This is a genomic window from Bacillus sp. J41TS8 (assembly GCF_018333035.1).
Lineage (GTDB): Bacteria > Bacillota > Bacilli > Bacillales > Bacillaceae > Bacillus > Bacillus paralicheniformis.
Genome location: NZ_BORF01000006.1, coordinates 186270 through 201470 on the forward strand (window position 1 = coordinate 186270; position 15201 = coordinate 201470).

Here is a 15201-nt window from a genome sequence, read left to right on the forward strand (position 1 = left end):
GAGACAAACGGCATATTCACTGTCATTTTGTATCAAACCTTCATATTCATCGTTGTCACTCTCTACCCTTGTGAATCCTTTTAAATACTCCATAATCCTCTTCTTTTAAGGCAAATTAAACCATTATATTTGATAAAAACATTGAAACTATCACGTTTTACAATGTAATTTTTATTTTTAATTTTAAATTTGATGAATTTACTATTTAATACGAGAGAAATCCTTATCATTCAGTACATAAACCGTTTACATAAAGATGTTTTTTTTACAAAAAAACCGGCGAAATCGATCCGCCGGCTTCTTATCATTTTTCATAACGCAGCACGGGCTTCCGCGCAGCTTTTGTTTCATCCATGCGTTTCACAACGGTTGAATGCGGTGCTTCCTGAACGACTTCAGGCGTTTCCTCCGCTTCTTTTGCAATCTGGATCATCGTATCGATAAACGCATCGAGCGTTTCTTTAGACTCTGTTTCTGTCGGTTCAATCATGATGCATTCCTCGACATTGAGCGGGAAATAGATAGTCGGCGGATGGAAGCCGAAGTCCAAAAGCCGCTTTGCGATGTCAAGCGTCCTGACTCCCAGCTTTTTCTGGCGCCTTCCCGACAGCACAAATTCGTGCTTACAGTGCCGGTCAAACGGCAGATCGTAGTATGGAGCAAGCTTTCTCATCATATAATTCGCATTTAAAACGGCGTTTTCCGTTACTTCTTTGAGCCCGTCCGGCCCCATTGAACGAATGTACGTATAAGCTCTCACATTGATGCCGAAGTTTCCGTAGTAAGGTTTCACCCTGCCGATCGAATGCGGACGGTCATGGTCAAAGGTATAACGGCCGTCTTTTTTCACCAGCACCGGCTTCGGCAAATACGGAATCAATTCCTTCTTGACGCCGACAGGGCCTGATCCAGGTCCTCCGCCTCCATGCGGTCCTGTAAAGGTTTTGTGAAGGTTCAAATGGACGACGTCAAATCCCATGTCACCCGGCCTTGCTTTGCTGAGAACGGCGTTCAGGTTCGCTCCGTCATAGTACAGCTTTCCTCCGGCTTTATGGACGATTTCAGCCATTTCTAAAATATTTTCTTCAAAAAGGCCGAGCGTATTTGGATTAGTCAGCATTAACGCGGCTGTTTCTTCATCTACGACACGCTTTAAATCTTCGAGATCAACAAGACCGTCGTCATTCGATTTGACGGTGACCGTTTCAAATCCGGCAACAGTCGCAGACGCCGGGTTTGTACCGTGGGCCGAATCAGGTACAATGACCTTCGTCCTTTTATGATCGCCGTTTGCCTCATGGAACGCGCGGATCATCATCAGCCCGGTCCACTCGCCGTGCGCACCCGCAGCCGGCTGAAGGGTGACCTCATCCATCCCCGTGATCTCTTCCAAATGCTCGCTCAAGTCGTACAAGAGCTCCAGCGCACCCTGCACGGTCCGTTCATCCTGGAGCGGATGGATCGCAGAAAGTCCTGGGATTCTCGCGATTTTTTCGTTAATCTTCGGGTTGTACTTCATCGTGCATGAACCGAGCGGATAAAAGCCCGAATCCACTCCGTGGTTGCGCCTCGATAAAGCCGTATAATGGCGCATAATATCAAGCTCAGACACTTCGGGGAGATCTGCCGGTTCATCTCTGAGATACGCTTCGTCAAGGACGTCTGTCACATCTGTTTCAGGGACGTCAAGCTCAGGAAGGCTGTAGCCGACCCGCCCTTCTTTTGATACTTCAAAAATAAGCGATTGATCCTGATTATTCATGGCGATCCCCCAATTCATTCATGAGTGTATCGATTTCCTCTCTTGTTCTGAGCTCTGTCACGGCGATCAGCATGTGCTGTTTTAAATCCCGATATGAAGCGCCGAGATCGTAGCCTCCGATAATATTTTTCTCAAGCAGGCGTTCATTCGCTTTTTCGACAGGTTCATTGAGCCTGACGACAAACTCATTGAACATCGGCCCGTCAAACACGACTTCAAGACCGGCCCGTTTAGCTGCTTCTTTTGCGTAAGCCGCTTTTTGCAGGTTCTGCCATGCGATTTCCTTGACGCCTTTTTTGCCGAGCGCCGTCATGGCGACTGATGCGGCAAGCGCATTGAGCGCCTGGTTGGAGCATATATTTGATGTTGCTTTATCCCGTCTGATATGCTGCTCGCGCGCCTGCAAGGTGAGAACGAATCCCCTTTTCCCGTTTTCATCTTCCGTCTGACCGACGAGACGGCCAGGCACTTTTCTCATCAATTTTTTCGTGACTGCAAAGAATCCACAGTGCGGCCCGCCGAAAGCGGCCGGTATTCCGAACGGCTGGGCATCCCCGACAACGATGTCAGCTCCCAGTGCCCCGGGCGGTGTTAAAAGCCCGAGAGCCAGCGGATTGGCGGACACGATGAACATGCTTTTCCCTTTATGGGCGATCGGTTCAATGTCTTTCAGCGGCTCAATTCGCCCGAAAAAGTTAGGGTATTGGACGATCACTGCTGCTGTATCTTCGCAGACGGCTTCATCAAGAGCCGCAAGATCTGTTGTTCCGTTTTTGGCAGGGACTTCTACCACGTCGATGTACTGTCCTTTCGCATACGTTACTAAAACCTCGCGCGATTCGGGATGGACGGTTTCCGAAACGACGATTTTTTTCTTTTTTGTATGTCCTGAAGCAAGCATTGCCGCTTCGGCTAATGCCGTTCCCCCGTCATACATCGACGAGTTGCTGATATCCATGCCCGTCAGCTCGCAAATCATCGTTTGAAATTCAAAGATCGCCTGGAGCTCCCCTTGAGAAATTTCAGGCTGATACGGTGTATAAGCCGTGTAAAATTCCGACCGCGAAATCACGTGGTCCACGATGACGGGCTGGTAATGATCGTATACGCCCGCTCCCAAAAAAGAGGCGTGCATCACTGTATCTTTATTTTTAGCCGCGAGTTTCGTCAGCTCTTTTGTGAGCTCAGTCTCGGACTTTGCCTTTTTAATTTGGTATTCCCCTTTAAATTTAACGCTTTCGGGTATATCGGAGAATAGCTCTTCGATCTTCTCGACTCCAATTGCCTCAAGCATTTCTTTTTTATCCTGATCTGTAGCTGGCAGGTAACGGTGCTTCATCTTCAGTCTCCTTTCACGGCCTTGGCAAACTTACGGCTGCCGTTTGTAAAATGGGGTTTTCACGATTTTGGCTTTCAAGCGCTTATTTCTGATTTCCACTTCAACGACGGTGTCGAGGGCACAGGCTTCTTTTTTCAGCAATGCGAGGCCGACGTTTTTCTTTAAGGTCGGCGACTGTGTGCCGGTTGTCACCTCGCCTGCTTGTTCGCCTTGATAATAGACGGCGTAGCCGTGCCTTGGAATGCCTTTATCGATCATTTCAAGGCCGACGAGCTTTCTGTCCGCTCCATGTTCCTTTTGGCTTGCCAGGACGGCTTTTCCGAAGAAGTCCGAGGCTTTGTTTGTTTTGACGGCGAATCCGATGCCGGCTTCGATCGGTGTAATATCTTTTGAGAGCTCTTGTCCGTACAGCGGCAGCTTCGCTTCAAACCTCAGCGTATCTCTGGCCCCGAGGCCGCACGGCACTAATCCCGAATCCTTGCCCGTTTCAAGAAGCAGCTTCCAAATGTAGGCTGCATCTTCACTCCGGCAGTAAATCTCAAAGCCGTCCTCTCCCGTGTATCCCGTTCTGGACACAAGCGCCTGCACGCTGCCAATCGCCGCATCATCCCTGAACGTAAATGGCTTTAACCCGGCAAGATCGCTATCTGCGACCTGTTTTAAAATCGATTCGGCCTTCGGTCCTTGAAGGGCAAGCAGCGCAACCTCGCCAGACACGTTTCGAACCGAAACGTCTCCTTCTTGGTGCTTGTTCATCCAATCGACGTCTTTGTCGATATTGGCTGCGTTAATGACGAGCATGTAGACATTGGCCGCTTTTTTATAGACGAGGAGATCGTCGATCGTTCCGCCGTCTTCATAGCACATGGCCGTATACTGGGCACCGCCTTCTTTCAGTGTCGAAACATCGTTTGTCAACAGTTTTTGCAAAAACGGAAGGCTGTCTGTTCCTGTGATTTCGACCTCCCCCATGTGTGAGACGTCAAAAAGCCCCGCTTTCGTCCTGACGGCTTCATGCTCCTCTTTAATTGAAGAAAATTGAACAGGCAGTTCCCAGCCGCCAAAATCAATCGTTTTTCCGCCATATTCCTTATAAAGGTCAAATAAAGGCGTTCGTTTAAGCATTCTGCTTCCCCCTTCGCTTTTCAAACTAAAAACAAGTTTGCCAATCATCAGAAAACAAGAAAGATTCCAACATCACCTGGATGGTTCCGCCGCTTTGGACGGCACAAAAAAGGACAGAGAAGCCCCTTTGTCAGTTCTGAGGCTCTCTGTCCTGGCACCTGAAAGTTTACTTTGCATCAAAAGCAAAGATGTCCCCTTTGGTGGTTTGTTAAAACATCATATGATACAAACTCTCTCCAGAGTTGCGTCAAGCAAGAGTTCTTTTGCCTGAGAGATTCACTGTTTCCCCAGCTTGCTCCTTCGGCGCCGCTTTAAGGTTTCCCGCTATCGGTCTCTCCCCTTGCTGTCATTCGCTCATATTCATTTCTTTTCATGGACATACTATATAAAGCTTATGATTTTTTTACTGATGATCTACAAATATCCTACCATCATCACAACAATTGGGCAACAGGAAAAATCATTAACAATTTATTATTTTAAAATAAGAATGTTCGTGTTTTGTTTATTTGTTAGTAAAATCCGTTTTTTTCACGCAATATTTTCTTTTAAAAAAGAACATTTGAATCTCAGAAGAGAAAGGCGGCATTAGTGATGAGACCAGACATTCATTTCGACAACGAGTGGCCGGAACAGTTCAAAAAGCACCTTGATGAAGACGGACCATGGGCGAATTGGGAGCTTTACAAGCTTTCCTGTGAAGTGCAGAAAAGGCTTGCGATTCCGACGTTTGAAGGCTTGCAGGCCCCTTATCACCTCCCAGGCTTCACCCCGCTTCCCCATCAGCTCGAAGTCGCCCGGAAGGTAGTCGAGCAGATGAACGGAAAAGCCATCTTGGCGGATGAAGTGGGCCTCGGCAAAACGGTCGAGGCTGGGCTGATATTAAAAGAATACATGATTCGCGGGCTGGCCAAGAAAATCTTAATCCTCGTCCCCGCCTCGCTCGTCTCGCAATGGGTGAAGGAACTGCGGGAAAAGTTTTTAATTCCGGCCGTGGAACAGAAAAAAAGCTATGTCTGGGAGCAGTGCGATGTTGTCGTCTCCTCCCTTGACACGGCAAAGCGGTCGCCGCACAGGGAGACGGTTTTGTCGATCCAGTATGATGTGGTGATTATTGATGAAGCTCACAAACTGAAAAACAATAAAACAAAAAATTACGAGTTTGTCCGCAGCTTAAAGAAAAAATATTGCCTGATGCTGACGGCGACGCCCATCCAAAACAAGATCGACGAAATATTTAATCTCGTTTCCCTGCTAAAACCCGGACACTTGGGAAATGAAAGCAACTTCAACAAAGATTATACAAAACAGATCAATTCAGCTGAAGCGCATGAACGCTTAAAGTCCCTTATCAATAAAGTCATGATCAGAAACAGACGGCATGATACCGGCATCACCTGGACGAAGCGCCATGTCGAAACCGTGCCCATTTCCTTTTCTCCTACAGAACAGGCTTTGTATGACGAGATTAAAAAGCTGAAGACAAGTCATCAGCATTCATCAAGCATGTTCTCAATCATGACATTGGAGCGCGAATGCTGTTCAAGCAGAGAAGCTGTCTATATGACGCTGAAAAACATGCTTGACCGAAAGGATCGCGAAGCGCCGGTGATCTCCGAACCTGTCATCCACCATTTGATCGAAAAGGTCAACGAGGTCGCGCAAAATTCAAAAGCGCTGAAAGTTGTTGAGCTCATTCAAGAACTCGATGACAAAGTCATCATCTTTACTGAATACAGGGCGACGCAGATTTATCTGCAATGGTTCCTCCAGCAGAACGGCATCAGTTCTGTACCGTTCAGAGGCGGATTTAAAAGAGGAAAGAAAGACTGGATGAAAGATTTGTTCAGGGGCAAAGTTCAAGTTCTGATCGCGACTGAAGCAGGCGGTGAAGGGATCAACCTTCAATTTTGCAATAAAATCATCAACTATGACCTTCCGTGGAACCCGATGCGTCTCGAACAAAGGATCGGCCGGATTCACCGGCTCGGCCAGGAACGCGATGTTTACATTTACAACATGGCAACAAAGCATACCGTAGAAGAGCATATTTTAAAACTTCTCTATGAAAAGATCCATTTGTTCGAAAAAGTCGTCGGAGACTTGGATGATATTTTAACAAAAATCGAGGTCGGCAATTTTGAAGACCACCTTCATGACATTCTCTTTTACTCCGCGACAGACGAGGAAATGAAGATTAAAATGGAAAACTTAACCTCTTTCATTTCATACGGAAATGAAGCCGTTTCAAACCAAGAACAGATCGGAGGCTAAAATCAAATGCGTCAGGAAGAAATATATCTGTTTTTAGAACGCTTTTTCATCGCAAACGGCTGCACGATCACCGACAAAAGTTCAGGCCATATGACTGTGCAGCTGACGGTTGAAGTCGATAAACAGATTATGAACAGGCCGTTTTACTGGCACTGGCTCGAAAAGACGGGCGGAGAACCTAATCCGATGAAAATCACGCTGATCACGAATGAAGACGAGGCCCCTTCCGATATCGAAGGTGAGTTTATTCATTTTGGATCACCAAGACTTTTTCAAATTTTCCAGGCCGTGCAAAAAAACGGCAAATTTATTCGCCTTTATGAGAAAATCCGTTCCGATGGAGCCCATATTTCCCTGGAACCGTGGCTCGGCATGAATGTGACGATCTCGTACCAATCCGACATGAAAAAAGATAAGCTTCTGTCTCTCGGCCTTCATTTAATCAGCGGTCAGCTGGTCGAATCGTTTCAAGAACAAATGGAGGCCCGAGATCTCTCTTCACAGATCTCTGACTACTGCTACACGATGTCGCCGTTGATTAAGCCGGAAAGCGGCATTAAACGGCTTGAGCGCTATATCGAACAGGCGGCCAGAAGCGAGCCGCTTGATTGGGCTGAAGCTTCCCTGAAACGCTGGAATAACGACCTGTCACTTTTAAACCAATTTTACGAGGATACTGAAGAAAAACCGGAGGAATACGAAATTGAGAAAAAGGCTCTCCAAACGCTTTACGAGCCTAAAATCGATATTAAAGTTCAAAACGGGGGATTATTTTATTTGCACAAAAAAAATTCAGGATAATTTTTCCGATTCGACAACATTCTTGTTTTTATTCAGTGAGCTGGACTTATAATAGAACTAAAGAGATAGGAGGAACTTTCGTAACACCATTTGGACAAGCTTGGTAAAGTGTTGAGTCTCGGGGTTTATCTTTGTTTATCACAACACGGTTGTCTGAAATACATAATGAAGTATTTTGGGGGGGAAATGTATGAATAAAGATAAAAATGAGAAAGAAGAATTGGATGAGGAGTGGACAGAACTGATTAAACACGCTCTTGAACAAGGCATTAGTCCAGACGATATACGTATTTTTCTCAATTTGGGTAAGAAGTCTTCAAAACCTTCCGCATCAATTGAAAGAAGTCATTCAATAAATCCTTTCTGAATGTGCTATAATATCGAAAGGAAGGTGATGACATTGATTGGCCAGCGTATTAAACAATATCGAAAAGAAAAAGGCTACTCACTATCTGAACTAGCTGAAAAGGCTGGGGTAGCGAAGTCTTATTTAAGTTCAATAGAAAGAAACTTGCAAACAAACCCCTCCATTCAATTTCTAGAAAAAGTCTCCGCTGTTCTGGACGTCTCGGTTCATACCCTGCTCAATGAGAAAGATGAAACCGAATACGATGGTCAATTAGATAGTGAATGGGAAAATCTAGTTCGTGACGCTATGGCATCAGGGGTTTCTAAAAAACAATTTCGAGAATTTTTAGATTATCAAAAGTGGAAGAAAAGACAGGAAAAGGAGTAAGGGAAACATATCTTACTCCCTTTGGCATTTTTTACGCTGAATAAGCCGATTCCTCATGAACATAAAAAAACGGATCATACAGATCCGTTTTTTAAATTGCACCATTATTTATCTTCACTGTGCGCTCTTTCGTTCTCTTTTACATAACCTTTTTCATCGGCATGTTTTTTGCCGTCGATTGTCAAGCCGTTCCATTGAGTACCTTCGAATGAGAAGTCAAGCTGCACAGAATCTCCTTGATATTTGTTCTGTACCATTCTGCCGCTGGCGTCTGTTGTTTTGTCATTGACGAACTCAATCACCAATTGAACTTTGTCAAAGTCATATGGATCTTTCGGAATGCCGTCGTATTCAGGCGCCGTTTTTCCGTTGATTGTCGCTACATTGATTTTGCCATTGTCATGCAGGAACTCTGGCTCGATTGCTTTCTTCACTTTTTCGTACGCGGCCTTATCTTTTTTCGCGGACATATTGTACAGATCATAAAGGTTGGCTTCATCTAAAATGATGTTTTTAGGATAGCCGTTTCCGCCTTCAACTCCGACAGTCAGAACGCTGACTTTAAATTGTTTCAGGAAGTCTTCCGCTGTGCTTTTTCCGCCGTTTTTCGCGTTTCCGTCAACGAAATTGCTGTAGCCAACCTGCATCAGCACTTCTTTAATCGCAAGTGATCCGTCATTTTTGAATTCGAAATCTTTAGTGAATTTGTCGCCAGGTTTTAAGTTGGACAAGTTCACTCTTGCAGATGTATCTTTCGCATTCAGGTCAAGTGTACCTGCTGCATAAGTTGCTTGAGTTGTTTCGATGTCGTTAAACGCAGCCCAAGTTCCTCCTCCTACTAATGCCAGTCCAAGCGCAGCAGACGCAACGCCTAATCCGAGTTTTTTCTTTGTACCCATTGATAACTCCTCCTTTTATAATAAGAAAATCTGTATATATGGAGACCTGAATGTTCAGGTGACCAACGAAGATTACATGGAAACTGATTGATCTTTCCCGGCGGCTTCAATTGCCTTAGTTTTTTGGTCAATCTCTCTTAAAGCCGCGGATACAGTAATCACTGCATAAAGAATCAACAAGAGTCCCGGCACGATCAGCAATATGGCTGTGCCGATCGGTTTACTTGCAAAATCCAGCAAATACCCGGCATACGGAACCGTAATGCCCGAATACTTAGCGACAACATTTTCCGCCAGCACCGGATCGGAATCAGGGTTTTGGTTATTGTCACCCTTTGTTTTAAACATGAGGTTTGATTTATTTTTTGTTATACCGATAATTCGGTGGGTAACCATGGTGTTTTCGTCTTGCATGAATGTAATGATATCTCCCTTTTTCAAAGACCCGGGATTTTCAATCTTTTGAACGGCTATCACAGAACCTGTTTTAAACTCCGGCTCCATCGAACCGGATAAAACCGTTTTCAATTGATAGCCGAAGAGCTGCGGCTCTCCGCCGGACGACTTTGTCGAAATTACGACGATGACCGCGGCGATGATGAGTGTGAAAATAATCACATATAAGATATTGCTGACCCATTTGATCACATGTTTCATGACGCTTCCCCGCTTTCTAATGAATTTTCTTCTTTTCTATTTTCTTTATCTACGGATTCACTGCTCTTTGGTGTTTTCTCTATGTCCTGTTCAGACTTTTCCCGTGTTTCTGTCTGTTCTGTTTGCTTCGGCTTTTCTGATGCTTTTTTAGGCGGCTTCGGTGTTTCTTCTTTACAGTCTTGAAGCTTCATCACATTTGACCAAATAAAAGGTTTGCCCTTTTTCACATCGGGATGGCCTTCAGGCTTAATCAATTTAAATGCGTAGAGCCCTCCTTTTGCCGCCCGCTTTGACTCTATCCGGTAGATGTTCTTTTCGGCTTCTTTTTTGAACGCGCCTTTATCGATCACAGTCCCGTCCTCTAACGGTTTTTTGGCATTACCGAGTTTATGCAGCTCCCACTTCCATTCAGAGTCGGCGATTTGGCTGCCGCGGTTTTTATATTCTGCAAACAATGTCAGCGGTGCACAGACCGTTCCTTTCGTCTTTGTCTGTTTTTGAAGCTTCAAATTGCTCCCGTCCCACTGTTTCCCATCTTGAGGAAATGAAGAGGCCGCTTTCATTGTCATGCTGTATGTTTCCACATCGTGAAATGATGCGTTTGTATGCTGTGACAGCTGACTCCCCAATCCAATTAAAAGATAAATGATCAGCAGCGTTTGAAAAACGATGATGTTTTTTCCGGCTCTTTTTCGGGATCTCCTAGTTCGAGATAATCGGATCATGACTACCCTCCTAGCGAGTATGTAATGGCTTTTTCCGCTCGTTCGTTTTAAAGAACTTGATAGTTAGAGTATAAAGAACAAATGTGCCATTTGAAAACTATCAAAATAGTCGATTAAGTTCGTTTTACAGAACGTTTTCGTTTAATTCCTCAAAAAATCTCTCAAATTCTCATCTTTTTGAAAAGTTTGAAGTTCTTTATAAAGTACATAATTTCTTCTTCATTTTTGTATAAACACTGTTGACAAGGAAAAAATAGGATAGAAAGGATGATGCCCCGTGCTGAAAAATGCTATGTTATGCTCTTTTTTACTGCTTGCAAGCATTGGGCCGCTCAATGCCCATGCGGCAGCTTACGAAACAGCCCGCATGTCTAAGTGGGAAGAAAAAGCGGTTGAGGAAGCAAAAAAGAGGTATCCGGAAGCAGAAGTGCGTCTCACGAAAAAAGTATGGGATCGAAAGCGGGCGGATGAAGCGGTCAAACAATACCATGTCACATTGAGTGAAGGAAATAAAAATTTCGGAGTATTTGTTACAATTTCATTTGAACCTGTGACACACAAAATCAACAAAGTCGTCGTTGTGGAAGAATATAAATAAGCCGCTTTGCAGTAGAAAGCGGCTTGTCTTTATTTATGCCTTTTAAAAAACATGATACACCCAAGAGGAAGAATGCCGAACCATTGATATATCCTGGACGGCGGCTTTGATTCTTTACGTTTTTCTTTCATTTCTTTTCTTTCCTGCTTAGGCGTGTCCATATATTTTACGAGCTGTTCCGTCATATATTTAACATAATCGTTCGTTTTCATCACATCACCTCTTGGGGAGTTCTGTCAGTTGAAGTGTTGTCATACGAATCTTTTTTTATACATTCTTCATGATTCCGACACACAATTTTTAATATTCTTTCCACTGTGTGATTTTCTTAGTGCTCAAATCATATTGAAATTCAGCGCTCGTTTCTGTGCCGGAAGCTGTCGTTACCTCTATCTTCACTCGCTTGAGCCGCTGATGAGCCGGATTGACAGTATACGATATCAAGCCATGCTGTTTTTGAATTTTCTCTTTTGTCTCTTCGTGAATATGAGACAAGGCATGGAGCATTCCATTTTGGAGTAGGTTTTGCTGAATATGAAATTCTTTTGTTTGCTGTGCAAACATTCGTTGATTCGATAATAAAACAGCTGAGTGACCCGCGCAGAGCATGCAAATCACAGCTGTGAAAACAGCAGCCGGATAAATGAATCCTTTTGAATTTTTCACGTGATCACCTTTTACATATGATAGAGCGGAATGGACTTACGGTATGACTTGCCGCTTAAACTTGTCGCTTCAAGGATCAGCAGATGATCTTCAATCACAAACCTCATGTGTTTGACATGTTGCAAAAGCGGCACATGACCTTTTCCATTGACTCTTTTTCGAATAACTGTCTGATATTTCTCATAGCGAACGGCGGCACCTTGGCGATTTGTCATTTCCAATGACTGATGATCGTCGCCCACTCTTAGATCAACCGAGTTCCTGCATTCCTTCAATATTTGCTCGGCAGTAATCGTCCATTCGCGCGGGTGAATATCCGCACCGTTTCTTTCCGGGGATAAAAACAGATGAAATATCGAGGCCATCGTTCCTGCAATGAACATATACACCATTAAGGAAACCAGTACATTAAGAAGGGTAAATCCCTTTTGACCGCAAAATGGTGAAGCAACGCCTTTGACTGTCTCTTTTTTTAATGGAGATGCATACTTCATAATCATCTCCCTGCTCCTTCCATTCAATAAAGTAAGATGTGTTTCGGTAAAGCACAGTTTCTTTAGGCTGAAACCGTCCGGTCAGTGTGTAGCGGCTGATCTTTTCATCCAATATGCGATATGCCTCTTCTTCTTTTTCAGATGCCCCGCGCTGCAAAGACAACTGATGAACCATAGGAATCAATAACATGGTGATCATGACCCAAATGCCCAATGCGGAAACAGCTTCAACTGTTGTAAAGCCTCTATTTTTTTTGCACATTAATCTTTCCGCTTCCTAAATAGATCGTCAGTGCAAAAGAGGCGTGCTGTGTATCGATCACGATTTTCCCCCCTTGATTCGGAACTCCGCTTGGGTTAAAAGTAAGAGTTCGCTTGAGCGTCGCTTTTTTGAACGCAATATGGCAACTGTATGTCCTGACCAGCTTAGGCGATGAGCCTTCGTCCGCGTGCTTAATAATATAGCGGCAGCCGGCAAAGTCAAACTGCACCTTAACCGTCGCATGGCGGACGAGAGCTGTCTGCTGTGCGTAAAGCAGATCCTCTTCAAGCTGTGAGACAAAGTGCTGAACAACTCTTTTTTCATAAACGGGAGGCAGTGCGGCAAAGAGAAGAGAGAGCATAATGGAACCGATCATCAATACAGTTAGGCTTTCCAAAAGCGTAAATCCTTTTTGATTCATAACCGTCAATCAGCCTGTGCTTTGCCGTTTGAAATTTTAATTGCTTTCCCATTCGGGCACTTTAAGTTCTTCTTCACGTAACCTTCAGATTCAAGGTCCGCCCTACTCGGCGTTTTCCCGTCATGATCCATTTGATAAGCCGTGATTTGCGCTTGAACCATATTAATTAACCCTTCGCATCCTTTCTTTTGAATACTTTGATTATGCTTGGTCACATTCGGTATGGTGATCAACAGCAGGATGGAGATGACGAGCATGACGACTAACATTTCTATCAGTGTAAATCCCTTTTCATTCACAGTTCCGTCCTCCTTATAACTGGTTCATCATTTGATACATTGGCAAAAGCATAGACAAATAAAGAATTAATATCATCGCCGCTGTTAGCCCGTAAATCAATGGCTGGATCAAACCTGTCCATTTTTCTGCTTTCCGTTCAAGCCGTTCAATCAAAAATTGACTGTATGAATACAGCTCTCTGTATAAGAGTCCGTTTAATTGGCCGTGAGCAACAGCCTTCGCCAGATCATTTTCATAAAACGGATGCCCGGCCAGCATCTGCTCCAGACTCTCCCCTTGTTTCAGCCGCTCGATCAGACGCTTCGCTTCATTTTTATGAAATGATAAAAACGGCTGGCTTTCAAATGCTTTTAAACTGTCATATACAGACAGACCAGCTTGCAAAAGATTGCTCAATTGGAGCGATAAAAAATAACTGTTGAATAGTTTGAAGGTTTGGCCCAGCAAGGGAATTCTAATGAGAAAGGTCATTTTGTCTTCTGGAGGTTTATGGCGAAATGAACACAGATAATAGAGGGATAAAGCGGCGGCAATCAACATCATTCCTGCGATAAAAAGATAAAAATGATCAAAAACCGAAAAGATGAGGGTCGTTGCAAAAGACGTTTCAACGTTCATTGATTCATAGATCGCGGAAAATTGCGGGATGATTGCCGATTTCATAATAGAGATAATGACGCAGACCGTTAAAACTAAAAACAAGGGATATCTGGCGGCTTTCTTTAGTTTTTCGGTTTGAGCGATCTTGCGGTGAAGCAGCTCTCCGCTCTGCCGAAAGGCATATGGCAAATTCCCGTGCTGTTCGGCAAAGTAAACAATGGTAACAGCATCCTTATGAAATGAAATCATTTCAAGCACTTGAAACACAGGTCGCCCTTCTGTCAGCTTCTCCATCGCAAATGTCAGATCTGCTCTTCGCCTTTCATTCAATTGCAGTTTCAGCATACTTAAAGCATCCAAAATCGTATATCCGCTCTTCATCATGTCTCCGAGTTTTTTCAGAATGTCCGCCTGTTCCCGGACGGGCCACTTCTTTTTAATCTTCATGGCCTATCCAGCGTTCATAAGTATTCGACGGCAGATATCCGAGTGCTATTCCCTTCTGGATCAGCGTTTTCAATGTTTCTGTTTTTATGTCACCGCACCTGCCTTTTGCTTCTTCGATGCAGAGATTGAGGCTTTTTCCGTACAAAAGCTCGAAGATGCTTGCTCTTCTCACAGGCCTCGACAATCTGCAATATAAAGAGCAGTTGTCGCCGCAAAACGGGCAGACGAGACCGACGAGGCGCTGGGCGCTGATTGCGACCAGTGTTTGTTCAATTTCTGTCATATCAACGCCGAACTCGAGCAGCCTGTATATTGCGCCTTTGGCATTTTTCGCATGCATGCTCGATAAAACAAGGTGTCCTGTCAAAGCTGCCCTGACTGCGATTTGGGCTGTTTCGGCATCGCGAATTTCCCCGAGGATGATCATGTCCGGATCGTGGCGAAGCACCGCCTTCAACCCCGCAGAATAAGTCATGCCAGCTTTTTCGTTTACTTGCACTTGCAAAATGTTTTCGCTTCTTGATTCAACAGGGTCTTCCAAGGTAATGATATTTCGCTTAAAATGCCGCTTAGCGTATTCGATTAAAGAATAGAGTGTTGTCGTTTTCCCCGAGCCTGTCGGACCGGTGAACAGAATTAATCCGTGGGAATGCTTCAGAAAAGACAGCAGCTTGAATGTTGCACTCGGAAACAATGAGAGCTTTGTGAGCGGCTTGCTGCTCACCTTGGGAAGAAGCCTGATGACCAAGCTTTCATCATGGATGGTGGGCAGAGTGGACATTCTTAAATGAACGGGCTGACGGTTGATATAAAGAGTCAAAGCTCCGCTTTGCGGCAGCCGTCTTTCCCCAATATCCATCGAAGAAAGGAATTTAAAGTGAGAAATGAGCCTTGAGCACTCATTTCTCGTTAATCTGTCTTTTTGAAAAAGTTCATCATCAATCCTGAAGCGGACCACCGCCTCTTTTTCACCGGGAACAATATGAATGTCTGACGCCTTCATTCTATATGCCTCGTCAATTAATCTTCCGCTTAATGATTCAATCGTGTACAAACCATTGCGCCTCCTTTCTAAGCGCAGTTTATACGAAAAAC

19 protein-coding genes and 1 riboswitch are annotated in these 15201 nt (G+C 44.4%); of the genes, 5 read left to right on the plus strand and 14 right to left on the minus strand.

Going from position 1 to position 15201, the window contains the following annotated elements:
* Window positions 1-304 precede the first annotated feature (304 nt).
* The 3 genes from gcvPB to gcvT are packed head-to-tail and all read right to left on the minus strand — an operon-like array spanning window position 305 to window position 4226.
* Complete coding sequence (gcvPB, locus tag KI350_RS10715) at window positions 305-1762, minus strand: aminomethyl-transferring glycine dehydrogenase subunit GcvPB (protein ID WP_020452160.1); 1458 nt, start codon at window positions 1760-1762, stop codon at window positions 305-307.
* Entirely contained in the window at window positions 1755-3101 is a 1347-nt protein-coding gene (gene gcvPA, locus KI350_RS10720; protein ID WP_020452161.1) for an aminomethyl-transferring glycine dehydrogenase subunit GcvPA, read from the minus strand. Before gcvPA ends, gcvPB begins: the two co-directional genes overlap by 8 nt.
* A gap of 30 nt (window positions 3102-3131) precedes the next feature.
* Window positions 3132-4226, minus strand: coding sequence for a glycine cleavage system aminomethyltransferase GcvT (gcvT, locus tag KI350_RS10725; RefSeq protein ID WP_020452162.1), 1095 nt, complete (start codon window positions 4224-4226; stop codon window positions 3132-3134).
* A 245-nt stretch (window positions 4227-4471) separates the two neighbouring features.
* A riboswitch (glycine riboswitch) is annotated at window positions 4472-4576 on the minus strand.
* Between the two features lie 244 nt (window positions 4577-4820).
* Here gcvT and KI350_RS10730 point away from each other — a divergent pair.
* From KI350_RS10730 to sinR, 4 genes are all read left to right on the plus strand, one after another.
* Window positions 4821-6500 carry a DEAD/DEAH box helicase gene (locus KI350_RS10730; protein ID WP_020452163.1) on the plus strand — a complete coding sequence of 560 codons (1680 nt, stop codon included), beginning with the start codon at window positions 4821-4823 and terminating at the stop codon, window positions 6498-6500.
* Between the two features lie 6 nt (window positions 6501-6506).
* A complete protein-coding gene (locus tag KI350_RS10735) occupies window positions 6507-7301 on the plus strand; it encodes a YqhG family protein (protein WP_020452164.1) in 795 nt (264 codons plus the stop codon).
* A gap of 190 nt (window positions 7302-7491) precedes the next feature.
* Complete coding sequence (gene sinI / locus KI350_RS10740) at window positions 7492-7668, plus strand: anti-repressor SinI (protein ID WP_020452165.1); 177 nt, start codon at window positions 7492-7494, stop codon at window positions 7666-7668.
* Window positions 7669-7701: 33 nt separating this feature from the next.
* Window positions 7702-8037: a transcriptional regulator SinR gene (gene sinR, locus KI350_RS10745; protein ID WP_023855185.1), complete on the plus strand. Its 336-nt coding sequence runs from the start codon at window positions 7702-7704 to the stop codon at window positions 8035-8037.
* Window positions 8038-8141: 104 nt separating this feature from the next.
* On the opposite strand, the gene tasA is transcribed toward sinR, so the two are convergent.
* The 3 genes from tasA to tapA all read right to left on the minus strand — a co-directional run bounded on the left by tasA (window position 8142) and on the right by tapA (window position 10318).
* Window positions 8142-8936: a biofilm matrix protein TasA gene (tasA, locus tag KI350_RS10750; protein ID WP_020452167.1), complete on the minus strand. Its 795-nt coding sequence runs from the start codon at window positions 8934-8936 to the stop codon at window positions 8142-8144.
* Between the two features lie 72 nt (window positions 8937-9008).
* Window positions 9009-9593 carry a signal peptidase I SipW gene (gene sipW, locus KI350_RS10755; RefSeq protein ID WP_065644169.1) on the minus strand — a complete coding sequence of 195 codons (585 nt, stop codon included), beginning with the start codon at window positions 9591-9593 and terminating at the stop codon, window positions 9009-9011.
* Window positions 9590-10318 carry an amyloid fiber anchoring/assembly protein TapA gene (tapA, locus tag KI350_RS10760; RefSeq protein WP_020452169.1) on the minus strand — a complete coding sequence of 243 codons (729 nt, stop codon included), beginning with the start codon at window positions 10316-10318 and terminating at the stop codon, window positions 9590-9592. Before tapA ends, sipW begins: the two co-directional genes overlap by 4 nt.
* Window positions 10319-10595: 277 nt before the next feature.
* On the opposite strand from tapA, the gene KI350_RS10765 reads away from it, so the two are divergent.
* Window positions 10596-10916 (plus strand): YqzG/YhdC family protein, encoded by a 321-nt coding sequence (locus tag KI350_RS10765; protein WP_020452170.1) that lies wholly within the window; start codon window positions 10596-10598, stop codon window positions 10914-10916.
* Between the two features lie 29 nt (window positions 10917-10945).
* Here the strand turns inward: KI350_RS10765 and KI350_RS10770 are convergent, their stop codons facing one another.
* The 8 genes from KI350_RS10770 to comGA all read right to left on the minus strand — a co-directional run bounded on the left by KI350_RS10770 (window position 10946) and on the right by comGA (window position 15160).
* Entirely contained in the window at window positions 10946-11128 is a 183-nt protein-coding gene (locus KI350_RS10770; protein ID WP_020452171.1) for a YqzE family protein, read from the minus strand.
* An 88-nt stretch (window positions 11129-11216) separates the two neighbouring features.
* Entirely contained in the window at window positions 11217-11582 is a 366-nt protein-coding gene (gene comGG / locus KI350_RS10775) for a competence type IV pilus minor pilin ComGG (RefSeq protein ID WP_020452172.1), read from the minus strand.
* An 11-nt stretch (window positions 11583-11593) separates the two neighbouring features.
* Complete coding sequence (comGF, locus tag KI350_RS10780) at window positions 11594-12082, minus strand: competence type IV pilus minor pilin ComGF (RefSeq protein ID WP_236613657.1); 489 nt, start codon at window positions 12080-12082, stop codon at window positions 11594-11596.
* Window positions 11991-12338 (minus strand): competence type IV pilus minor pilin ComGE, encoded by a 348-nt coding sequence (gene comGE / locus KI350_RS10785; RefSeq protein WP_020452174.1) that lies wholly within the window; start codon window positions 12336-12338, stop codon window positions 11991-11993. The genes comGF and comGE overlap by 92 nt, the downstream gene beginning before the upstream one ends.
* On the minus strand, window positions 12322-12759 hold the full coding sequence (gene comGD / locus KI350_RS10790) for a competence type IV pilus minor pilin ComGD (RefSeq protein WP_020452175.1): 438 nt from the start codon (window positions 12757-12759) through the stop codon (window positions 12322-12324). Before comGD ends, comGE begins: the two co-directional genes overlap by 17 nt.
* Window positions 12760-12764: 5 nt before the next feature.
* Window positions 12765-13058 (minus strand): competence type IV pilus major pilin ComGC, encoded by a 294-nt coding sequence (comGC, locus tag KI350_RS10795; RefSeq protein WP_020452176.1) that lies wholly within the window; start codon window positions 13056-13058, stop codon window positions 12765-12767.
* Between the two features lie 13 nt (window positions 13059-13071).
* Window positions 13072-14106 carry a competence type IV pilus assembly protein ComGB gene (gene comGB / locus KI350_RS10800; protein ID WP_041817253.1) on the minus strand — a complete coding sequence of 345 codons (1035 nt, stop codon included), beginning with the start codon at window positions 14104-14106 and terminating at the stop codon, window positions 13072-13074.
* Window positions 14096-15160: a competence type IV pilus ATPase ComGA gene (gene comGA / locus KI350_RS10805; protein WP_020452178.1), complete on the minus strand. Its 1065-nt coding sequence runs from the start codon at window positions 15158-15160 to the stop codon at window positions 14096-14098. The genes comGB and comGA overlap by 11 nt, the downstream gene beginning before the upstream one ends.
* Window positions 15161-15201 lie beyond the last annotated feature (41 nt).